Origin of the sequence: Paraburkholderia sp. IMGN_8 (assembly GCF_038050405.1) — a bacterium.
Classification (GTDB): domain Bacteria; phylum Pseudomonadota; class Gammaproteobacteria; order Burkholderiales; family Burkholderiaceae; genus Paraburkholderia.
This window is the reverse complement of record NZ_CP150901.1, coordinates 3,207,436-3,227,279: the sequence shown is the minus strand read 5'-3', so window position 1 is coordinate 3,227,279 and position 19,844 is coordinate 3,207,436. Positions and strand designations below refer to the sequence as shown.

The 19,844-nt window shown below is 64.8% G+C and carries 19 protein-coding genes; 13 read left to right on the top strand and 6 right to left on the bottom strand.

The features are described 5' to 3' along the window. The first annotated feature begins 12 nt into the window (after nucleotides 1-12). The 9 genes from WN982_RS35750 (at nucleotide 13) to WN982_RS35710 (ending at nucleotide 6,793) form a co-directional block, all read left to right on the top strand. A complete protein-coding gene (locus WN982_RS35750; protein WP_341316708.1) occupies nucleotides 13-231 on the top strand; it encodes a hypothetical protein in 219 nt (72 codons plus the stop codon). Between the two features lie 144 nt (nucleotides 232-375). After that, nucleotides 376-807 carry a hypothetical protein gene (locus WN982_RS35745; protein WP_341316707.1) on the top strand — a complete coding sequence of 144 codons (432 nt, stop codon included), beginning with the start codon at nucleotides 376-378 and terminating at the stop codon, nucleotides 805-807. Between the two features lie 72 nt (nucleotides 808-879). Continuing rightward, nucleotides 880-1,683, top strand: coding sequence for a type III secretion inner membrane ring lipoprotein SctJ (gene sctJ, locus WN982_RS35740; RefSeq protein WP_341316706.1), 804 nt, complete (start codon nucleotides 880-882; stop codon nucleotides 1,681-1,683). A gap of 1 nt (nucleotide 1,684) precedes the next feature. Further along, nucleotides 1,685-2,404, top strand: coding sequence for a SctK family type III secretion system sorting platform protein (locus tag WN982_RS35735; RefSeq protein WP_341316705.1), 720 nt, complete (start codon nucleotides 1,685-1,687; stop codon nucleotides 2,402-2,404). Next, on the top strand, nucleotides 2,386-3,018 hold the full coding sequence (gene sctL / locus WN982_RS35730) for a type III secretion system stator protein SctL (protein ID WP_341316704.1): 633 nt from the start codon (nucleotides 2,386-2,388) through the stop codon (nucleotides 3,016-3,018). The genes WN982_RS35735 and sctL overlap by 19 nt, the downstream gene beginning before the upstream one ends. Beyond that, a complete protein-coding gene (locus tag WN982_RS35725) occupies nucleotides 3,015-4,454 on the top strand; it encodes a FliI/YscN family ATPase (protein WP_341316703.1) in 1,440 nt (479 codons plus the stop codon). The genes sctL and WN982_RS35725 overlap by 4 nt, the downstream gene beginning before the upstream one ends. Further along, the gene (locus tag WN982_RS35720) at nucleotides 4,432-4,953 is read left to right on the top strand and encodes a hypothetical protein (protein ID WP_341316702.1); all 522 of its coding nucleotides are present in this window, start codon (nucleotides 4,432-4,434) and stop codon (nucleotides 4,951-4,953) included. The genes WN982_RS35725 and WN982_RS35720 overlap by 23 nt, the downstream gene beginning before the upstream one ends. Continuing rightward, on the top strand, nucleotides 4,943-5,728 hold the full coding sequence (sctT, locus tag WN982_RS35715; protein WP_341316701.1) for a type III secretion system export apparatus subunit SctT: 786 nt from the start codon (nucleotides 4,943-4,945) through the stop codon (nucleotides 5,726-5,728). Before WN982_RS35720 ends, sctT begins: the two co-directional genes overlap by 11 nt. Nucleotides 5,729-5,758: 30 nt before the next feature. Continuing rightward, nucleotides 5,759-6,793, top strand: a complete 1,035-nt coding sequence (locus tag WN982_RS35710) for an EscU/YscU/HrcU family type III secretion system export apparatus switch protein (RefSeq protein WP_341316700.1) — start codon at nucleotides 5,759-5,761, stop codon at nucleotides 6,791-6,793. An 89-nt stretch (nucleotides 6,794-6,882) separates the two neighbouring features. On the opposite strand, the gene WN982_RS35705 is transcribed toward WN982_RS35710, so the two are convergent. From WN982_RS35705 to WN982_RS35680, 6 genes are all read right to left on the bottom strand, one after another. After that, nucleotides 6,883-7,815 carry an autoinducer binding domain-containing protein gene (locus WN982_RS35705; protein ID WP_341316699.1) on the bottom strand — a complete coding sequence of 311 codons (933 nt, stop codon included), beginning with the start codon at nucleotides 7,813-7,815 and terminating at the stop codon, nucleotides 6,883-6,885. Between the two features lie 134 nt (nucleotides 7,816-7,949). Beyond that, complete coding sequence (locus WN982_RS35700) at nucleotides 7,950-8,795, bottom strand: autoinducer binding domain-containing protein (protein WP_341316698.1); 846 nt, start codon at nucleotides 8,793-8,795, stop codon at nucleotides 7,950-7,952. Between the two features lie 261 nt (nucleotides 8,796-9,056). Beyond that, on the bottom strand, nucleotides 9,057-9,566 hold the full coding sequence (locus WN982_RS35695; protein WP_341316697.1) for an energy transducer TonB: 510 nt from the start codon (nucleotides 9,564-9,566) through the stop codon (nucleotides 9,057-9,059). A gap of 247 nt (nucleotides 9,567-9,813) precedes the next feature. Next, complete coding sequence (locus WN982_RS35690) at nucleotides 9,814-10,212, bottom strand: biopolymer transporter ExbD (protein WP_341316696.1); 399 nt, start codon at nucleotides 10,210-10,212, stop codon at nucleotides 9,814-9,816. Next, nucleotides 10,209-10,841 (bottom strand): MotA/TolQ/ExbB proton channel family protein, encoded by a 633-nt coding sequence (locus WN982_RS35685; RefSeq protein ID WP_341316695.1) that lies wholly within the window; start codon nucleotides 10,839-10,841, stop codon nucleotides 10,209-10,211. Before WN982_RS35685 ends, WN982_RS35690 begins: the two co-directional genes overlap by 4 nt. A gap of 22 nt (nucleotides 10,842-10,863) precedes the next feature. After that, nucleotides 10,864-13,047: a TonB-dependent receptor gene (locus WN982_RS35680; RefSeq protein ID WP_341316694.1), complete on the bottom strand. Its 2,184-nt coding sequence runs from the start codon at nucleotides 13,045-13,047 to the stop codon at nucleotides 10,864-10,866. 483 nt (nucleotides 13,048-13,530) lie between these two features. Between WN982_RS35680 and WN982_RS35675 the strand changes: the two genes are divergently transcribed. From WN982_RS35675 to WN982_RS35660, 4 genes are all read left to right on the top strand, one after another. Then, the gene (locus WN982_RS35675; RefSeq protein ID WP_341316693.1) at nucleotides 13,531-15,444 is read left to right on the top strand and encodes a protease modulator HflK; all 1,914 of its coding nucleotides are present in this window, start codon (nucleotides 13,531-13,533) and stop codon (nucleotides 15,442-15,444) included. 65 nt (nucleotides 15,445-15,509) lie between these two features. Further along, nucleotides 15,510-16,571 carry a protease modulator HflC gene (locus WN982_RS35670; RefSeq protein ID WP_341316692.1) on the top strand — a complete coding sequence of 354 codons (1,062 nt, stop codon included), beginning with the start codon at nucleotides 15,510-15,512 and terminating at the stop codon, nucleotides 16,569-16,571. Further along, entirely contained in the window at nucleotides 16,568-17,692 is a 1,125-nt protein-coding gene (locus WN982_RS35665) for an SPFH domain-containing protein (RefSeq protein WP_341316691.1), read from the top strand. The genes WN982_RS35670 and WN982_RS35665 overlap by 4 nt, the downstream gene beginning before the upstream one ends. After that, nucleotides 17,689-19,665, top strand: coding sequence for a cation-translocating P-type ATPase (locus WN982_RS35660; protein ID WP_341316690.1), 1,977 nt, complete (start codon nucleotides 17,689-17,691; stop codon nucleotides 19,663-19,665). Before WN982_RS35665 ends, WN982_RS35660 begins: the two co-directional genes overlap by 4 nt. Nucleotides 19,666-19,844: the final 179 nt, after the last annotated feature.

Genomic DNA, 19,844 nt, shown 5'->3' with positions numbered 1-19,844 from the left:
AAGGAGTTGATCATGACGGTAGGCGCAACCAAGACAGGAACGGACCCTTCATCGAATTTACCGGACAACACGTCGCAGATGCAGGCGTTCGAAGAAAAACTGTTCGAACAGCAGATGCAGATGCAATCGATCGGGATGGTCGGGCAGGCGCACGCTCAGACCATCAGCGTGTTGAACAACATGAGTTCGGCGGAAGGGGGCGCCAATTCGAGCGCGGGCCGGTTGGGCTAAGCGGCGGCTGTTTGCGGCGGCGCTTCGTTCACGCGGGTCGCAGACCCGCTGTGACGAAGCCGCCCTCGCGAGCAGCAGCCGTTTACATCACAGCAGCAGTAGCCGCATCACCTGGAATGCAGTTTTCAAGCACGGAGCTGAATCATGACTGGATCAGTGATAGCGCCGGTCGGCGCTGAAGCCGTAGTGCAGAAGTCGGCCGCCGAGTCGGCTCAGCAGGCGCAATGGACCGCGTCCGCGCAGCCGCAGGCCGGACCACCGCCCGCCGGACAGGGCCAGGAATTCGCCGCGCAGATGGGCGGCGCGCGCAATGTCGAAGCGGCCGCGGCATCGGCGCCGGTGTCGAATAGCGGCGTGGTGAATTACCTCGACGGCCTTGGGCGGCATTTCAGCGACCTCGCCAACATTCGCCACGAGGCGCTGCGCCCCACCGGCGACTGGGGCATGGATATGGCGCGGATGATGGAATACAACTGGGACCTGTCGATGACGGCCAACGGCTGCCAGTTCGCGCTGTCGGCCGCGCAGGCGGCGAACAACTGCTCGCGCTCGGTGTTGACGCCGGATAAAGGCTAGACGCGGGGCTCAACGCGTGCCGGCGGCGCGCGGAACAAACGCCACCCGCCACGCGCACAGGATGAACAAGCGATGATGAGAATTGTCGGATGGCTCGGCGCGGCCGTGTTGCTGCTGTGTCTGGCCGGCTGCGAGCAGGAACTGGTGTCCGGCCTCGACGAAAAGGATGCTAACCAGGTCGTCTCGGTGCTGGCCGATGCGGGCATCGGCGCGTCGAAGGAAAACGTCGAGAGCCGCGACGGCGCGGCGGCGTGGCAAGTGAACGTGGACGGCGGTTCGATGGGCGACGCGTTGAAGGTGTTGCGCGCGCACGGCCTGCCGCGCCAGCACCTCGCGAGTCTCGGCCAGGTGTTCCAGCAGCAGGGGCTCGTCGCGACGCCAGCCGAAGAACGTGTGCGCTATATCTACGGCGTTCAGCAGGAACTCGCGCGCACGCTCGAAGACGTCGACGGCGTGGTGGTCGCGCACGTGCAGGTGGTCATTCCGGAAAACGATCCGCTGTCGGACAAGATCAAGCCGTCGTCGGCGGCGGTGTACATCAAGTACCGGCCGGGCATCGATCTGCATGCGACCGCGCCGATGGTCAAAGACCTCGTCGCGCATAGCATCGAAGGGCTTTCGTACGACAACGTGTCGTTGTTCCTGCAAGCCGATGGCGCGGCGAGCCAACACGCGGCGGGCCTGGGCGGCGACACGCTGGCGAACCTGTTGATGCTGCGCACGCCGTTCGCGTGGCTCGCGTCGCTACTGCTGTTGCTTACGCTCGGCGTGGTGGCGCTGATCGGCGCGCGACGCGGTGCGTTCGGCTCGCGCATCGCCAATGCGCTCGGCGCGCGCTCGTCGCTGGCGACGGGCGCGTCGACGCGAGGCGAGTGAGATGGAGACCGATGCAGTGCGCGAACCGGTGCACGACGGGGCCCGCGATGCATCGCGAGCCGAAGACCCGGTTCGCGCGGCGCGCCTGCATCGCCTTGCGGTCGAGTTCAATCTGCGGCCCGACCGTTATATCGATCCAAGCTGGCTGCCGCAGGATTGGCCCACCCGTTACCGCGATTTCGCGAGTTTCGGCGTGCGTGGCCGTGCGGTACTCGCGCGGCATCTGCTGGTGCAAAGCGGGCTTGGAGAACGGTATGCATTCGGCTTCGGCAGTCTGGTGGCGCGCATCGCGCTGATCGAACGCAGCGCGTTGACGACGCTGGCCGCCTACTGCGGTTTGATGCTGCATCGTGCGTGGTTGCTGGACGCGCCGAACTGGCGCACGCATACGGCGCTCGTCGACGCGTTCGGCTACAACGCAATGCCCTTCGTGCTCGACCGCGCGCCGCCGTTCGAGGCGATCGGCGAGAGTCTCGAACCGTTTCGCCAGACGCCGCGCGCCGCGGTCGACGCGATCCGCCAGCGTGGCGCGCGTCTGCTGCTGGATTTCGTCGCGCCGGAGGGCGACGCGATCGTCGAACGGATGCGCCTGAAGTTCGCGCGCGGCGTCAGCGAGCAACCGGCGTATGGACTGAGCGCGGTGCATCGGCAGCATCTGGCCGAGCTGATCTTTCTATGCCTGATACCTGAGAGGCTCGCACAATGGGACTGGCTTTTCTGATTACCAGCGAAAACCTGCAGATCCTCTCCGAGCGCAAAGTGCTCAAGCAGAGCGAGTATTCGGCGCTGCTCGATGCGGGGTCGTTGCTGTCGACCGCGCAGACCGAACGTCAGCGAATCCTCGACGAGGCTCAGCAGGGCTACGAACGCAAACTGCGCGAGGGTCATGCGCAAGGCGTCGAGCAGGGCAAGCGCGAATATGCGCAGCAGGCCTGCGGCGCCGCGCTCGATGCGGCCCGTACGCTCGACGGCTTGCGCGAGACGATCGCCGGGATCGTCGTGAAGGCGGTGCGCACGATAGTCGGCGAGAGCGATCCGCGCGTGCTGTACGAAACGGCTTTGCGGCGTATCGATGCGCTGGTGCGTGAGGAGGCGTTTCTGGTGGTACGGGTGGCGCCGGCCTGCCGCGAGGCAGTAGCGGCGGCGTTGCAGCATGTGTGGCCGGAGCGGATGGCGTCGGTCACGCCTGCTGCAACGCCGCCGATTCGCATCGTCACCGATAGCCGCTTGAGCGAAGAGCAGTGCATCGTCGAGACGCCGTCCGGCACGCTCGATGTCGGTCTCGATGCACAGATCGACGCCTTGCGAGCCGCGATCCGGCAACGCACGGCATGAGTGACGCTCAGTTCGATCCCGCAGGCAGCGCCGACGGTGAAAGCGCATCGTCGCTCGATAGTTTCACCGACGCGTTGGGCAAACTCGCGCTCGACGGTTTCGGCGATGAGCTGGGCCTCGACCGCAACGCGCTTGCCACCGAACTCGAGCACGGCCTCGATCAATTCAACCCGGTGCGCATACGCGGCCGTGTCAGCCGTGCGGTCGGCCTGCTGGTGAACGCATCCGGCGTGCATGCCAGGCTCGGCGAAATCTGCGAACTGCGTACGCCTGGCGCCGCGCCGATGCTTGCCGAAGTGGTCGGCTTCGCGCGCCAAACCACCTTGCTGACGCCGCTCGGCGCGACCGACGGCCTGTCGCCCTCGACTGAAGTGATCCCATCGGGTCGCGGCCATCGCTTCGCGGTCGGCGCGAGTTTGCGCGGGCGCGTGCTGAACGGCCTCGGTGCGCCGCTCGACGGCCGCGGCGAGATCGCCGGCGGCACGCTGGTGTCGGCGCACAACGAGCCGGTCAATCCGCTACTGAGGCAAAACATCGACACGCCGCTCGCCACCAGCGTGCGCGCGATCGATTCGCTGCTGACGGTGGGCGTCGGTCAACGCATCGGCGTGTTCGCGCCGTCCGGTGTCGGCAAGAGCACGCTGCTCGGCATGATCGCGCGCGGCACCGAATGCGATGTGATCGTGATCGCTCTGGTCGGCGAGCGCGGCCGGGAAGTGCGCGAGTTTCTCGAACACAGCCTGTCGGCGGAGGCGCGCAGTAAGGCCGTGATCGTCGCGTCGACGTCGGATCGTCCGGCGATGGAGCGCGTGAAGTCCGCGCATGTCGCGACCGCGATCGCCGAGTATTTCCGCGATCAGGGCAAGCGCGTGCTGTTACTGGTCGATTCGCTGACGCGTTTTGCGCGTGCGCAGCGAGAGGTTGGCCTCGCCTCCGGCGAGCCGCCGACGCGGCGCAGCTTTCCGCCATCCACTTTCTCGGTACTACCGCAATTGCTCGAACGCGCCGGGCAGGGCGAACGCGGTTCGATCACGGCGTTCTACACGGTGTTGGTGGAAGGCGACGAGGAAACCGATCCGATTGCCGAAGAAGTCCGCTCGATTCTCGACGGCCATATCGTGCTGTCGCGCAAGGTCGCTACCGCCAACCGCTATCCGGCAATCGACGTGCTCGCGAGCCTGTCGCGCGTGATGTCACAAGTCGCGTGCGAATCGCATGTGGGTGCCGCGGCGCGAGTTCGCGAGCTGCTGTCGAAGTATCAGGACATCGAGTTGCTGGTGCAGATCGGCGAATACCGCGAAGGCACCGATTCGCTCGCGGACGCCGCATTGCGCGCCAAGGCGCCGCTCGATGCTTTTTTCTCGCAGCGCGCCGACGCGCTCGCGCCGTTCAACGAAACCTTAGCGACGCTCCATGACCTCGTCCGACGCCATTAAGTCCACGCTCGACGCGCTGCGCCGTCTGCGCGAGGTTCGCCATCGCAAGGCGGCGATCGACAAGATGCGCCAGCACCGCGTGACCGAACAGACGGCGCAATCGGTCGCCGACGCCCGCGCGCGCGTGGTGCGTGAACTCGCCGCGCGTCATGCGCTCGCGCAGCGTGTGACGAGCGACGCCGGTCAGGCGCGCATGTCGCCGCGCGGGCTGCAGGACACGGTAGTCGAAGATCTGTCGCGGATGCGCGCGGCCGGTCTCGCTCATGAAGATGCAGAGCGCGCGGGCGAGCAGCATCGGCAGGAAGAGGGGCGGCTTGCGGAATTGCAGACGCGGCTCAATCGCGCGCAAGCGAATCTCGACAAGCTCGAGCGTGTCGCGAGCGATGCGGGCCGCAGCGCGCGGCTCGCGCAGCAGGCGCGCGAGGACGACGAAGCGGACGAAGCGGCACTGCGCCGGCATGGCGTGTCGGCGGAGAGCCTGCTGGACGATGGGCGATAACAGTTTCGCCGCGATCCAGGCCGCGCTGCATCCGCTGCTGCTCGTGATGCCGCGCCTCTTGCCGATGATGCTGATCGTGCCGGTATTCGGCGAACGCGTGCTCACCGGACTCGTGCGCAACGGCCTGATCGTGGTGATCGCGCTGTTCGCGTCGCCGGTCGTCGACGTGCCGGAACTGTCTGCGATTCCGCCGCTGCTGTGGATGCTGATCCTCGCAAAGGAGGCGCTGATCGGCGTGCTGCTCGGTTTCACGTTCAGCGCGATGCTGTGGGCGATCGAAAGCGTCGGCCATCTGATCGATTTCCAGACCGGCTCCGGCAACGCGGCATTCTTCGACCCGATCTCCGGTGGCGAGGGCGGTCCGACCGGTGCGTTCCTGAACTTCCTCGCGATCACGCTGTTCGTCACTGGCGGCGGTTTGCATCTGATGCTGACGCTGTTCCTCGAATCGTACCGGCTGTGGCCGGTCGACTCGCTGACGCCGAACGCGCACCGCGTGCTCGATCAGTTCGCGATCCGCGCGACCGACTCGGTGATGCGCGCGACCGTCAAGCTCGCCACGCCGGTGATTCTGGTGCTGGTGCTCGCGGAACTCGGCATCGGGCTGATCGGCCGCGCGGTGCCGCAGATGAACGTGTTCATGCTGTCGCAACCGGTCAAGAGTTCGCTTGCGCTGTTGATGATGGCGCTGTTTCTATACTTCGTGTACGGCTCGTTGCAGGCGTTTCTCGCGCCGGATAGCCCACTATTTGCGCTATTGCGTGCGGCGTTGTAGCGGCGCGCATGAACTGACTGCCACGCTTCCATGGCCGAAAAATCCCATCAGCCCACCGCGCGCAAGCTGCGCGAAGCGCGCCGCAAGGGCGAAGTTGCCAGAAGTGCCGATCTCGTCTCGGCCGTGCAGTTCATCGCGCTGCTGGCGCTCCTGATCGGCGGCGGGCCGATCGGCCTGCGGGTGCTCCACTCGCTGCTCGATGCCGCCGCGCAGTTGATTGCCGCGCGCGATTCCGGCGCGTTGCTCGTGCCGCTGGTGAGCGCGGCGATTCGCGCATTGGCAATGCTGATACTCGCGGTGAGTGCGGTGGCCGGGATTTCGGCGGCGGTCGCCGCACTCGCGCAAGTCGGCGGCCTGGTGGCGTGGGAACGGATCAGGCCCGACCTGAACCGGCTCAATCCGGCTGCAGGCCTCACGCGGATGTTCTCGTTGCGCAATCTGATCGACCTCGCGAAGCAGGCGGTCAAGACGCTGGCGCTTGCCGCGATCATCTACACGGTGATTCGCGGTTCGCTCGGCGCGGCGATCGAGGCCGGCTTTTCCGCGCCCGCGCAGATTCTCGGCGTCGCCGGCAAATTGCTGGCGATGCTGTTCGGCTGGGCCGCGGTGGTGTACGCGGCGCTCGCCGCGTTCGACTATGCCCACCAACGCTGGCAGCACATGCGCCAGCTCAGGATGAGCACCGACGAAATCCGCCGCGAATACCGCGAGACCGAAGGCGATCCGCATCTGGGCTCGCGCCGCACGCAACTCGCGCGCGAGTTGCAGTTCAATTCGCTACAGGACGTGGTGGGCAGCGCGTCGGCGGTGGTGTATTCGGCGCGCGTCGCGGTGGCGCTGCGCTATACCGGCGCACCGTCGCTGCCGATGGTGGTGGCGCGCGGCGAGGGCGAAGCCGCGCAGAGAATTCGCGCGATCGCGCAGGAACTGCTGCGCCCGGCGGTGGCGAATGCGGGGTTGGCGGAAACCTTATACGAGCAGGTGGCGCTTGGCCATTTCATCGACCGCGCGCATTTCCGCGAGGTGGCGGAACTGCTGAAGTGGGCGACAGGCGACGACACGTGAGGTGTGACGCGCGACGCGTCACGCACGAGGCAGCCGCGAACCCGGGCGGAGCGCAGCCCGCCGCGATGCCGCTTCACGACTTCAAACCTTCACGAGGTCGGCAACTGCCCCGCGAGAAACGCCAGCTGTGTGCGGTTGGTCACGCCGCACTTCTGGCGCAGACGCCGCAGATGGTAGTCGACGTTGTGCGCGGTAGTGTGCATGCGCAACGCGATTTCCTTGTCGGACAGGCCGGCCGCCAGAAAGCCGAGAATGCGCATCTGCAGTTCCGACAATTCGGCCGCCGATTCGCGCCGGTTGATCGCCCGCACATACGCCGAAAAGCGCTGATGAATCGACAAACCCAGCGTCAGCGACTGCACCACGACGCTGTCGGTGATCCAGCCGGCGTGCTCGCTCGGCGCAGCGAAGCTGATGATCGAGCGCAGCCGCGTATGGGGAATCGGCAGGCCGAAAATCAGGCCGCTGCGGGTGCCGCCGTCACGCATTTCGTCGAACATGGCGCGCATGCCTGGCGGTGAGCCCGCGCGGCGCCACGTTTCGACGAGCCGCCGCAGATCCCAGACGTGCGGCGTGTTGCCCGCCAGCACCGCGGCGAAGCGCGGATCGTGCCGGTGATAGCCGGCTTCGAAATAGCGCGGCGCGAGACTCGCCGACAGATAGCTGCGCGGGAAGTACAGCCGTTCCGGGCTGCCCTGAGCGTCGAGCTTCACCGTCAGATAGCCCAGTTCGCTGAAGCCGACGAGGCGCAGCATGCCGCGCACGAGCCGCATCCGCTCGTCGGTGTTGCGGGCGGCGCCGAGATCGGCGGCGATATGGGTCTCGCCGCCCAGTTCGTCGCGGCGGATCGTGCCCAGCAACTCCGCTTCGTCGTAGTAGCAGATGTCCGGTGTATTGGCGGCTGGCGCTGCATCGGCCGCCTCGCTTGCCGGCGCTGCGGTGGCCGGCGACGGCTTGCTGTCGTAGCCGGCCATCGTCATGCGGCAGACCGCGAGGCCCGCGGGCTCGTTTAAAACGTCCATTCCATACGTCATACGCTCGCTTCCCCTGTTGTCGTTCAGGACACACCTCGGCCGCGGCGGATCGTGCCGCCGGATTTCCCGTAGCCAAGTAGTGGTGCGGCCGTCTGCGTGACAGGGGCCGCGAGCGTACAGCGTCAGTCGCCGAGGATGCAGCCCGCGATATACGCGAGTTGTACCCGGTTCTGCGCGTTATAGATTTTCTTCAGTTGCCGCAAGTGATAGCCGATGTTGTGCGCCGACATCGACAGGGATTCCGCCATCTCACGATCGCTCAGACCCTGGGTCACGAAACGCAGGATCGAACGCTGCACGTCGTTCAGACTGGCCGCCGTCAGCGACGGCATCAGATTGCGCGCGCGTGCCTCGATGAACGCATGCAGGCCCACGCCGATCGCATACGCTTCGCCGAGCGTGGTGTCGGCAATCCAGCTGCGACCCGTTTGCGCGCTCGACAGCGTAATGATGCAGTGCTCGAGCGCGTTGCCGGTGGCCAGACCAAAACTCACGCCGCTATGCAGGCCCGCCTGCTTCGCGGCGGTGCTGAAGCGGCGCGCGAAGGGTTCGCAGCGCTCGGCCATCGGCGTCGAAAACATCGACTCCATGTCCCACGCGAACGGCCACTCGAAACGGCATGCGTAGGTCACGCGCGGATCGATCGCGAAGAATTGCTCGCGCCCGTAGCGCTCGGCCCAGCCGGGCGGCGAGTACGTATCGAACCAGGCGGCGCGGCTGACGAATTCGCCGATCCGCACGATGCGGCAATAACAGAGCGATTCGAACCCCGCGTGCTGGATCACTTCGCGCATCAGGGCTTGCCGCGTCTCGCTGCCGGGTGCTTCGAGCAGGCTGCGGCCGATGCCGGCCAACCCCTGCCCCCCGGCAGTCAGTGCTACGTTGGGCGCTGACCGTGCGCCCTCGTGATCGAGTTGGGTGTCGCCGAAGGTGAATAAAGCGGTTTGCTCTTCGCCCGTTTCGCTCATTGAATGGTTTTCCGCTGGAACGCCGTGTTCCTTTTTGCCTGCTCCGCAGGCGCCTCCTGGGCCTGAGCGGAACTGGCTCGCGCTCGCGCCGGATGCGGGCAATCGAGCGCTAGGGCGTGCGTCAATTCTAGGAGCGAATAAATCCTCTGACAATTGAAGCTCACGTAGTTTTCGCAGTGTGGTGCGTATTCGTCTGACTGAAAACTACGAACCTTCGTGGCGTGGCCTCGGCCCGGTCAGCGCGAAGCTGCCATGTCTTCGCTAGCTGACGTTGAAATGGACGCGGATCTCCAGGCTGCTCTCGACCGGGTGCCCGTCCTGCATGGCCGGGACGAACCGCCAGCCGCGCAGGGTTTCGATGAGTATCTGGTTGAGTCGTGGATATTGCGTTGGCCGGATGAGTTCGACGGCCGCGGAGCCGTCGGTATGAATCACAAACCTGGCGGTCGCGACGGTCTGGTACGCCTGCTCGCGAAGATCGTCGGGGACTGTCGGCAGCGGTTGTGCGATGGCGCGTGCTGTCGAATAGCCTGATGTCGGCGTGGACGGCCTTTGCGCGTCGGTGTTGCGCTCCGGATTCCCAGATAGTGGCGGCGGTGAGTTGGCCGCCGCGGTTTCAGCGGTTGCTGCGGATTGAGTGGGCGCGGCCAGGTTGGCAGGCGTGCTATTGGGCTTGACCAGCGTCGGTTCGGGCTTTGCCGGGGCCGCCTGACGGGTGGGTTGCGTCTGAATGCGCCCAGCCTTGACCGTGGCGTGCGGCTGCGCGGGCATCCTGCGCGGCTCCTGAACCGCGGGTGCCGCAGGCTCCCGTGTTGCAAGCCGCGGTTGGCGAGGTTCCGCTATTTCAACGAACTTCATCTCCAACGGCGGTTCAGCAGGGCGTTGGCGTGCCGGGCCTGTGTGCAGGCCGCGACCCAGCAGAACGAGCGCCGTGCCCCACACTGCGCATGCCACCACGACGGCGCTCGCGATCCTGGGTGTGCGGTTGTCGGCGCTTGTGGCGACGCGTGTCCAGTGTCTATTCACGATGGACTGCGATAAGGAAATGTTCGGCGCCCGCACGGCGGGCCGCCAGCATCGCCTGCACGACCACACCATGGCCGCTGCCGTCATCCGCGGCAATCACGACGTCGTGATCCGGACGCAGCGTGCGCCGGACGGCGGCTTCGACCTGGTCCGGGCGAACCGCTTCGCGGTTGACGAAAATCGCGTTGTGGCGGTCGACGCTCACGGTCGGCGGTCCATCTACCGACAGTTGCTGCGCACGCCCTGACGGCAGGTTCACCTTCACGGCGTCGAGCCGCTGCATGGCGAGGGAGGCCAGCATAAACGTTGCCAGAAGAAAGAACATCACGTCGATCATCGGGATGATTTCGATGCGGCCGCGCTTCGCGGCCCGGGAGCGGCGAAATTTCACGGTCCGTCGCCCTGAGTTTCCGAAGCGAGGCGGATCTCGCTGATACGTTCGTTGGCGAACGACTCGAGTTCGTCCATCAACCTTTCCAGCCTGCGCGAAAAATAGTTGAAGGCGAATAGCGAGAACAACGCAACCACGAGACCGACGGCCGTCGCAACGAGCGACTGGGCGACGCCCCCTGTGACGCCGCCCGGATCGACGAGACCGTTTCCGCCGAACAACTGGAACGAATGCATCATGCCGACGATCGTGCCGAGCAGGCCGAGAAGGGGCGCTGCCGTCACGATGGTCTCCAGTACCCAGAAGCCCCTGCTCATATCCCGTTCGATCTCCGCGGCGATAGCCTCGGTTTTCGCCTCGCGATACCAGATGGGGGCGCGTGTCAGCTGCGCGAGTGGGGCGCTGAGACGTCTGAATACATTTTCCACCGGTAACGGCTTCAACCCATCATCGGGTCCGGTAGTGGCCGGCCGTGGATGTGCGTGCGTTCGAGGCGCCCGTGTGAAGCGCAGAAACACATAGGCGCGGTCGATCGCGATCGTCATCGACACAATGGCCAGCACCGTGAGCGGATAGATGACCCATCCACCGAGTTGTACTGCGTTCAGCAAGTCTGTCCAGTCTTTCATTTCAGCGCCAGTCCGTCATACGTCAGAAGTTTTTGGTCAGGCCGGCGTAGACGGCGAAGTGGGGGCCGTATTGCGGCGCCCCGACGCCGATGCCGGAGCCGTCCCGAAGTTCGTACACGCGATTGAATGCATTGACGAGCAGTAGCCGAGCGTCAAATTTGCCGATAAACGGATCGTTGAAATTGAAATGATGGATGACGCCGAGATTGACCTGCGTGTACACCGGCAGGCGATCCGTATTGGCGAAGCCGCTGCGCAGGCCGCTGCCGACGATGCCATCGAAGGTAAAGGTCGTCGTGCCGAGTGCGTAGGCGCCACCGAACGAAGCGGTGACGCGCTGGTCGTGGTCGAGGAAAACGTATTGGCTGCTGATGAACGCCAGTTTGTCGGCACTGAAATTGAACTGCGCGGAGGCGATGTTCTTGCCTTGAGCGCGGCTGAATGCAACGTTCACGTAGGCGGAAAGGTTGTCCTGTTTGTAGTTCGCCGTGAATTCGACGCCGTACACGCGGCCATACTGATAGTTGAACGGCGTGAAAATCAATGCGGTACCGAACTGGCCTTCGTCGAGCAGGTTGGACGATTTCTTGTAGTAAGCGTCGACCCCGACGGTGACCGCCGAACTCAAGCGCTGCGTCACGCCAAGGTCGAAATAGTGACTACGCTCGGGCTGCACCGGATCGTTGCGGCCGGAGGTCTGCGCGGTGGTGCCGGCAAAACGGGCAATGTCCGCATTGGAGACCAGTTCGAACGCAGGCGGGGTGAAGTAGCGCGCATAGCCGGCGTGCACGGTGGTCGACGGCGTCAGCGCGTAGACGAGCCCGATTCGCGGACTGAGCTGGTTCGCGCTGACGTACTCATTCATCTTGTCGTAGCGTAGACCGTAGTTGACGGTCAGCTTGTCAGTCGCCTTCCACTCGTCCTGAACGTAGGCGCTATACAGGTAGCCCGTCTTGCTGCTCGAGTCCGGAATACTGATGGGCTGGTCGGAAGACTGGTTGCCCGCATCGTCGACCGGAAACACCGTGAGGTTGTTGTCGAATACGGCGTGTTCCTGCTGGAAGAGTATGCCGGCGCGAATCGTATGCTTGTCGTTGAGCCGGTACGTCGAGTCGAATTGCACGCCGTTCGCCCGGTCGCTGTGGAAGTCTTTCGACGCCACACCATTGAACATCAGATCCCCGACCGGATCGGGATTGAACTGGGTACGCGAGTATCGGGTGAACAACGCAAGTTGATAGTCGAGCGCTCCGCCGTTTGTCCCCTGCAGCGCGACCACGGCAAACTGGTTGAGCTCCGACTGCGTTTCGTTGAGCTGGCTCGAATCGAAATTCGTATTGCCGTTGAGCGTGAATGCGGTCGGCAAACCAGGCGTGTTGGGAATCTCGAACTGATTGCTGGTCGTGCCGAACATCAGGCTGATCCGCGTCAGCGGATTGATGATGTAGGACATCAATCCAAACGCATCGCCCTGGCGCGTGTGATCGTGCACCGGACTTGCGGCTGAGGTGGGACTTTCTATCCCCAGATTGTTCTCGCCAAGCGAACCGCTGAAGTAGTAGCTGAACGGCCCCTTGTTGCCGAACACATCGCCGCTGGTCTTGATGGTCTGATGGCTGCCGCCGAAAACATCGATAGAGCCGCCGTTGCCGGTGTCGCCCGACTTCGTGCGGATATCGACGATACCCGCGGTCCGGTAACCGTACTGGGCGGGTAGTGCGCCAGTGAGGAAGTTCATCTGATCGATGATCCGGCTGTCCAGCGACTGTCCGAACCCGCTGATGGGCTCGGGAATGATGACTCCATTGATCCGGTACTGCAGGTTCGCGTGGTCGCCGCGCACGTGCAACTGGCCGAATGAGTCACTGGCGACGCCGGGTGCCTGCAGCAATACCTGGTTCAACGGCGTGTCCGCGCCAGCAGGCAAGGTGTCGATATCGGCCTGACTGAACCGGTAAACGCTGCTGCCGGTTTCGGGCAACAGTCCGTTGCGCGCGCGGTCCAGGCGCTGGGCGTTGACCTGGACATCGAGCGCGTCACTCTTCGTCAGCGCGATCGACACCGCGCCATCCTGGCCTGGCGTCGTCGTCGCGATGCTGCTGGCGCTTGCAGAACCGGGGGCGCTGTCGCCGGACGCCGCGTATGCGTGACCTGCAAAGGCGAACAACAGCAGCGTGGCCTGGGAGACAGGATTACGATTTCTCATCTTGTTGGCTAATTGTTAGGTATGCGAAATACACGATCAGCGTGGATACCGGATAAGGGGTGGGTGGGGCGCTTTGAAGCGGCCCTGATCATCGCAGCGCTGGGTTGCCGCTGCTGTGCCATGCCTTCGAGCTAGCGCTCGTGCAATGCCCGAAGATGGAGAATGTTATATCATAACGTTTCTAATTGAAACCGATTGTTCTCCGTAGCCATGAACCAGCTCTCCGTTGCCGTGCTGTCAAGATTTCCTTGCGCGGGCAAGACGCCGCCGCTCAGGTACGTGTTGAATCACGAAGGCGTTACCCTTCAGCACAGCGACAACGGTTAGACTTCCCGTACGCTTATGCGCGTGGCATTCCTGTCGGCAAACTCTCCTTGAGTTTCATTTCCTGGCACGCTAAATTGCGCGCTCGCAGATCTTTGCTGTTGCTCTCGGCGACGCAGCAGATCGTCTGGTTTTGTAATGAATTAGTAAGGATCCCTGATGTCGTATCGGGCAGGGCGCGAAAACGAAGAATCGCATGAGCGGCCGGCCGGACGTCATGGCGTCTCGCTGGTTGGCTGGGTTGCCGTCGGATTTGCGGCCGTATTCGGCACGTTGAGCTTTGCGGAAGGCTTGGCCGTAGATCTGCGTTGGTGCGCGGCATTGGCGAGCGCATGCCTGAACGTCTTTGTCGTCGCGATCTGGAGCACGTTGGCGGCGCGCGCGCAGCTCAAGCGGGCGGAGGCGGGGCGCTGGCGGCAGACCGCGAGGGTCCTGTGGCAGGTTATCCGGCAAGATCAGGATGCAGCGGGATTAAGTGCCATTGCCCGTTCCATTCGCTGGGAACCTTGGGGCGTGCCAGTTTGTGCATGTCTTTCCGCGGCGCTTGCCGCGGCGGCTTTCAGGCCGTTTGCCCCCGCCGCGCTGGTTCACGCGATGGTCTCGCCGTCGATTGTCATTGCCAGCGGTATTGCGGCGCTGATCCTTGCCTTTCTCACCCTCGTCGCGGAACGCTTCTACGCACACGATGCGGATCGCTCGCATGCGTCGGAATCCGCGTCGCTCGCGGGCATGTTGCGCGTGGTGCTTCTGTGCGCGCTCGCTGCTGCCGTGTCGGCGGGGTGGTTTGTCTATATGCACACGGCGCTCGATCTGGCCGTCCATGCCGTGGCGCTATTCAGTGCGGCAATCGCCCTCGAGCTGGCAATCCGCGCGGGACTCCGCTGGTTCTCCGCCCCGCGCGCCGGGACAAGCGCTGCCCACGTCCCCTCAAGCATGCTGGCGGGTCTGTTGCGGTATCGTCGCTCGCCGCTTTCGTCGCTTGGCGCTGAATTGCACACCCGCTATGGGATCGATCTGCGGCAAAACTGGGTGCTGCGGAGTTTCGTGCGCCTGTTGCCCGCGACGATCGCCGCAATGGCTGTGTGCGCGTGGCTGCTGACGTCCATCGTCGTGCTGAATCCCGGCCAGCGCGCGGTATACGAACGATTCGGCGCGCCGGTCGCGGTCTGGCCGCCCGGCCTTCATGTCGGCATGCCCTGGCCTTTCGGCAAGGTGCGTGTCGTCGACAATGGCGCCGTGCACCAGTTGATCGTCTCGGGCGGCGCGGACAGCAGCAGCATCGCTGCGCCGTCGGCATCCGCCGACGGCCCGACGCCGGCGGATTTGAACCGTCTCTGGGACGTCCTGCATCCGTGGGAGACGACTCAGGTGATAGCCGGTGCGAGTGGGGACCAGCAGAACTTTCAGATCGTCAACGCCGACGTGCGGCTCGATTACCGCGTGGGCCTGAGCGATGCCGCCGCGCGCGCGGCGCTCTACCGGTCCGTCGATCCGGCAAGCACGGTGCGCTCGATCGCGAATCGCGAGGTGGTGCATTACCTCGCGTCACATACGCTGCAGTCATTGCTCGAGACGAGCCAAACCGCGATGGCCGACAGCGTGCGGCAAGCTGTGCAACGGCAGCTCGACCGGCTGGCGAGCGGCATCGAAGTGGTGGCGGTCGTGATCGAAAGCGTGCATCCGCCGGCGGGGGCGGCAGCGGCTTATCACGATGTACAAGCGGCGCAGATTCGCGCGCAGGGTAGCGTCGCGCAAGCGCGCGGCTTTGCGGCAGGCGTGCTCGGCAATGCGCAGCAGCAGTCACTGGCGAGCGTCGCGCAGGCGAGTGCGCGGGCAGGCGACACGCTGTCGTCAGCGCGGGTGCAGCAGATCAATTTCGACGCCGACATGGTGGCATACCGTCTGGGCGGTCCGGCTTTTGCATTCGAGTACTACCTGGGCAAGCTGCAAAAGGGATTGCAAAACGCGCGCATCACAGTGATCGACGATCGGCTCGTCGACGACAGGCACGCCACGATCGATCTGCGCTCATTCACTGCCGGCGACCTGCTCGGCATCCGGCCCGGCAATTGATGCGTAGGGCGTCGCCGAATGACCTTGCGTCGCACGTTAGATAAAGCTGTTTTCAGGGTGACACTATGAGTTTGTTCCATTCGCACCATGATGGCCACGGGCATCACCATCACGGCGGCCATGCGCATGCGGATCAGGGCGAGCCGCCGGAGCGCGGCCCCTTTTACCTGCGCGTGCTGCTTGCCGCGCTGTGTGTGATCGTCGCGATCACGGTGGCGAGTTTCATTTCGGTGCGCGCGGGCGAAGCATCGGTCATCACGCGCTTTGGGCAATCGGTGCGCGTGCTGCTCGAACCTGGTCTCGCATGGCGCCTGCCTGCGCCGATCGAAGCGGCGGTGCCGGTCGACCTGCGCTTGCACACCACCTCGAGCGGCCTGCAGGATGTCGGCACGCGCGATGGCCTGCGCATCATTGTGCAGGCCTACGTCGCGTGGCACGTGGCGGCGAATCCGAACGACGTGAGCCATTTCGTGCGAGCCGTGGGCAACGAGCCCGACGAAGCAGCCCGGCAAATCCGCTCGCTGCTCGGCTCGGCGTTGCAGACGACGTCGGCCGGTTTCGACCTCTCGTCATTGGTCAACACGGACCCGTCCCAGGTGCGGATCTCGGCATTCGAAGACACCTTGCGCAGTCAGATCGACGCACAACTGTATTCGGCCTATGGCGTGCACGTTATCCAGGTTGGTCTGGAGCGGCTGACGCTTCCCGCCGTGACGCTGGCGGCGACTGTCGGCCGGATGAGCGCCGAACGCGAGACAGTGGCCGCACAGCGCACGGCCGACGGCAATCGCGAGGCGGCGCAGATCCGCTCGGATGCGGACCGTGACGCGCGCATTGCGCTGGCCGACGCGAACGTGAAGGCGGCGGAGATCGAAGCCCAGTCTCGCAAGGATGCGGCGGCGATCTACGGCAACAGCTATGCAGGCAATCCCCGGCTGTACACGATGCTGCGCTCGCTCGACACGCTGGATACGGTCGTCAGCGCCAACACGAACCTGATCTTGCGCACAGATGCAGCGCCGTTCCAGGCACTCGTACAGGGTCCCGCCGACCTGAGGCCGGCGCAGCCGCCGCAGGCCGCATCCTCCACCTCGTCCACGTCGAAGAAAGGCAGGTCCGCGCGATGAGCACCGGCTCCGGCATGCCGCCGCTCGGCCCAGGCGCACAGGCCGTGCGCCTCTCGTTCTGGTTTGTCGTCGCAGTGGCTGTGCTTGCCGCGTGCGCATGGGCGGGGTCGAACATTCGGCGCATACCGCCTGATAGCCGCGCGGTCGTATTGCGCTTCGGCGCATTCGTTCGAACCCAGGACGCGGGACTGCTGATTGCCTGGCCGCATCCCTTCGAGTCGGCGCTGCTCGTGCCGGGCAGCGCGCGCGTGCTCGAGCAGCGAATTCAGTCGCTCGAACGCGATCCGCGCGCGCGTGCTGCCGATTCCAGCGTGTCGGAAGCGGCGCCTCTCGCGTCACCCGGCGAGGCAGGTGCGCCGGGCGGCGGAGCCGAACCTCCGGTTGCGGGCGGCAACGCCATGTTGTCCGACGCGCTGGCCGGGTCCGGTTATGTGTTGACAGGCGACAACGGCGTCTTGCAGTTGCGCGCCACACTGTATTACCGCGTAGTCGATCCCTACGCTTACGTGCTGCAGAAGGACAGGCTCGTTTCAGCGCTCGAGCGGATCGTGTCCGCATCGGCGGTCGAGGTGGCGGCCAAACGCAATCTGGATGCGATTCTCGTGGCGCGGCCCGAGCAGTTGTCGGCGGATCAGCAGGTGGCCATCAAGCGCGAGCAATTGCGCGGCGATCTCGCACAGGAAATCGAACGGCATCTGCGGCAGCTCGATGCGCTGCACGCGGGACTCGGCGTCGAAGTCGCGCGCGTCGACGTCGAGGCGGCGTTTCCCGCGCCTGCCGTCAACGCGTTCAACTCGGTGCTGACGTCGCTGCAGGTGGCCGAGCGGAGCATCGCCGAAGCGCGCACGGCCGCTGAAAGAACGCGCCAGGATGCCCAGCAGGACGCCGACCGGATCGTACAGAACGCGCAAGCGAGCGCGGTCGAACGCGTGTCGAGCGCACAGTCCAAAACCTTGACGATCCAGCAACTGGAAGTGCCATTGCGAACGAATAGCGATCCAGGTTTGCTGGCGCGTGTCTATCGGGACCGCGTTCAGGGCATCCTGTCGAAAGCGGCAGGCGTGACGACCGTCGATCCTCGCAATACATCGAATCTGATCCTGCCGGGGAACGCGAGATGAGCGCGAATTTCGAGCAAACAATCCCCGGGGATGACGAGTGGCAGGCCGGCGCGGCAGGCCAGTTGCCTCCGGGTCCGGCCATTGCGTTGTCGGCATCCGAGCAGCGGACCGTGACGCGGCAAATCGCGCTTGCGTTGCTGGCCGGCGGCCTTCTGGTGTTATCGCTAACGTGGGGGCACTTCGCCGCGGGTGGAGAGGCGCTTGCGCAGGTACTGGCGGGACTCGCGTCGCTCGTCGTCGCGGGACCGGTGTTCGCCAGCGCGTGGCGAAGCCTGAAGACGCCCAGCCTGCACGGCGTGACCGATCGGCTGATTGCGCTCGCGATGCTGGCGGCGTGGGCGGTGGGGGACATGGCGACGGCCGCCTTGTTGCCGATCGTGATGACGTTTGGGCACGCGCTCGAAGAGCGCAGCGTGCTTGGATCGCAAGAGGCGATCCGGGCGCTCGGCAGGCTGACGTCGGGCAAGGTGCGGCGCGTCGGCGCGGACGGTGCAATCGAAGAGGTGCTGTATGAAGCGGTGCGCGCGGGAGATCTGATCGAAGTCGTGGCCGGCGCGCGGATTCCTGCCGACGGTGTCGTGCAGCATGGCCAGTCCAGTGTCGATAATGGACCCATCACCGGCGAGTCCGTGCCGCTCGACGTGGAGGCGGGAACCGCGGTATTCGGCGGCGCGATGAATCTCGACGGGCCGCTGCGCATCGAGGTCACGCATGCCGGCAAACAGTCGACGCTCGGCAAGATCATCGAACTCATGCAGCGCGCCGAGCAGGCGAAGCCACCGATTACGCAGATACTCGAACGCTACATGGGCGGTTATCTTTGCCTCGTGCTGCTGATTGCGGCGATCGTGTGGTTCGCATCGTCGAATGCGTCGGCGATGCTGGCCGTCATTGTCGCGGCATGCCCGTGCGCGCTGGTGCTCGCGGCGCCTTCGACGGCCATCGCCGGCATTGCCGTGGGCGCACGGCACGGCATCCTGTTCAGGAGTGCCGCGTTTCTGGACAAGTTTGCCCAAATCGATTCGCTGGTGATCGACAAGACCGGCACGCTGACCTACGGCGAATTGCGTGTCGAAAACGTGTTCCTGGAGCCGGGCGTCGATCAGGCGCAGGTGCTCGAACTTGCGGCCCGGCTCGGCGGTAGTAGCGCGCATCCGGTGAGCCGCGCGCTGGTGCGTTACGTGACCGACGCCGAACCGGCTGGATGCGAGCGCGCGCCGTTCGAACATACGCGCGAACTACGAGGTCTCGGCATTGTGGGTGAGACGCCGGAAGGTGTTGCGGTGCTGGGCCGCTACGGCTTGCTCACGGAACACGTGCCGGCGTTGCCGGAGCCGCCTCGCGCGATCGAAGGGCCCTGTGTCGGTCTTGCGCTGAACGGCAGGTTTCTCGCATGGTTTGGTTTTGCGGATGCGCTGCGCGCCGAGGCGCGCGGCGCGCTGTCGGCATTGCGCGACCTGGGACTGACGCGCCAGACGCTTCTGACTGGTGATCGCGAGCCGGTTGCGCGCAAGCTCGCGGTGGAAACCGGCATCGGACTGGTGGTGGCGCAAGCTCTGCCGCACGACAAGCTGGACTACGTAGTGCACGAAATGGCAGCCGGCTACCATCCGTTGGTGGTTGGCGATGGCTTGAACGATGTGCTCGCCATCAAGGCCGGCCCCACCAGTATCGCCATGGGCGAGCGGGGCATCGACATTGCGGTAGCGTCCGCAGATGTCGTGTTGCTCGGTGACGATCTGCGGCGTATCCCGACCTGTGTCCGGCTCGGGCGGCGGTGCCTGCATACCGCGACGATCAACGCGGCGATCGGGCTGAGCTGGACTGTCGGTGTGATCGCGCTTGCCGCGGCGGGGGTGCTGAGCGCGGTTTGGGTCGCGCTGTTGCATAACCTCGGCACGTTCATTGTGATTGCCAACGCGGGGCGGCTGCTGCGCATGGACGACGATGCTCAGGTGGCCGAGCGTGCGTGATTAAGGCCCGGCGCCGCGTGCTGAACGTAGCCTATGACTATCACCGGACCGGTGACAATTGGCATCGCAAGGCCTCCCTCATATACCGAAAGATGTGGAAATCACCTGAAATGCAGCGTGATGTATGAGCGGTGCCGTAATGGCAGAATCCGCACAATACCGATCTTGTTAGTGAGGTG

Coding starts and splice junctions, on each gene's coding strand:
- WN982_RS35700 (WP_341316698.1), bottom strand. CDS start 8,795: ATGAGCGAAACGGGCGAAGAGCAAACCGCTTTATTCACCTTCGGCGAC.
- WN982_RS35685 (WP_341316695.1), bottom strand. CDS start 10,841: ATGAAAGACTGGACAGACTTGCTGAACGCAGTACAACTCGGTGGATGG.
- WN982_RS35695 (WP_341316697.1), bottom strand. CDS start 9,566: ATGCCCGCGCAGCCGCACGCCACGGTCAAGGCTGGGCGCATTCAGACG.
- WN982_RS35720 (WP_341316702.1), top strand. CDS start 4,432: ATGACCTCGTCCGACGCCATTAAGTCCACGCTCGACGCGCTGCGCCGT.
- WN982_RS35725 (WP_341316703.1), top strand. CDS start 3,015: ATGAGTGACGCTCAGTTCGATCCCGCAGGCAGCGCCGACGGTGAAAGC.
- WN982_RS35705 (WP_341316699.1), bottom strand. CDS start 7,815: ATGGACGTTTTAAACGAGCCCGCGGGCCTCGCGGTCTGCCGCATGACG.
- WN982_RS35710 (WP_341316700.1), top strand. CDS start 5,759: ATGGCCGAAAAATCCCATCAGCCCACCGCGCGCAAGCTGCGCGAAGCG.
- WN982_RS35745 (WP_341316707.1), top strand. CDS start 376: ATGACTGGATCAGTGATAGCGCCGGTCGGCGCTGAAGCCGTAGTGCAG.
- WN982_RS35750 (WP_341316708.1), top strand. CDS start 13: ATGACGGTAGGCGCAACCAAGACAGGAACGGACCCTTCATCGAATTTA.
- sctJ (WP_341316706.1), top strand. CDS start 880: ATGATGAGAATTGTCGGATGGCTCGGCGCGGCCGTGTTGCTGCTGTGT.
- WN982_RS35675 (WP_341316693.1), top strand. CDS start 13,531: ATGTCGTATCGGGCAGGGCGCGAAAACGAAGAATCGCATGAGCGGCCG.
- sctT (WP_341316701.1), top strand. CDS start 4,943: ATGGGCGATAACAGTTTCGCCGCGATCCAGGCCGCGCTGCATCCGCTG.
- WN982_RS35735 (WP_341316705.1), top strand. CDS start 1,685: ATGGAGACCGATGCAGTGCGCGAACCGGTGCACGACGGGGCCCGCGAT.
- sctL (WP_341316704.1), top strand. CDS start 2,386: ATGGGACTGGCTTTTCTGATTACCAGCGAAAACCTGCAGATCCTCTCC.
- WN982_RS35660 (WP_341316690.1), top strand. CDS start 17,689: ATGAGCGCGAATTTCGAGCAAACAATCCCCGGGGATGACGAGTGGCAG.
- WN982_RS35680 (WP_341316694.1), bottom strand. CDS start 13,047: ATGAGAAATCGTAATCCTGTCTCCCAGGCCACGCTGCTGTTGTTCGCC.
- WN982_RS35670 (WP_341316692.1), top strand. CDS start 15,510: ATGAGTTTGTTCCATTCGCACCATGATGGCCACGGGCATCACCATCAC.
- WN982_RS35665 (WP_341316691.1), top strand. CDS start 16,568: ATGAGCACCGGCTCCGGCATGCCGCCGCTCGGCCCAGGCGCACAGGCC.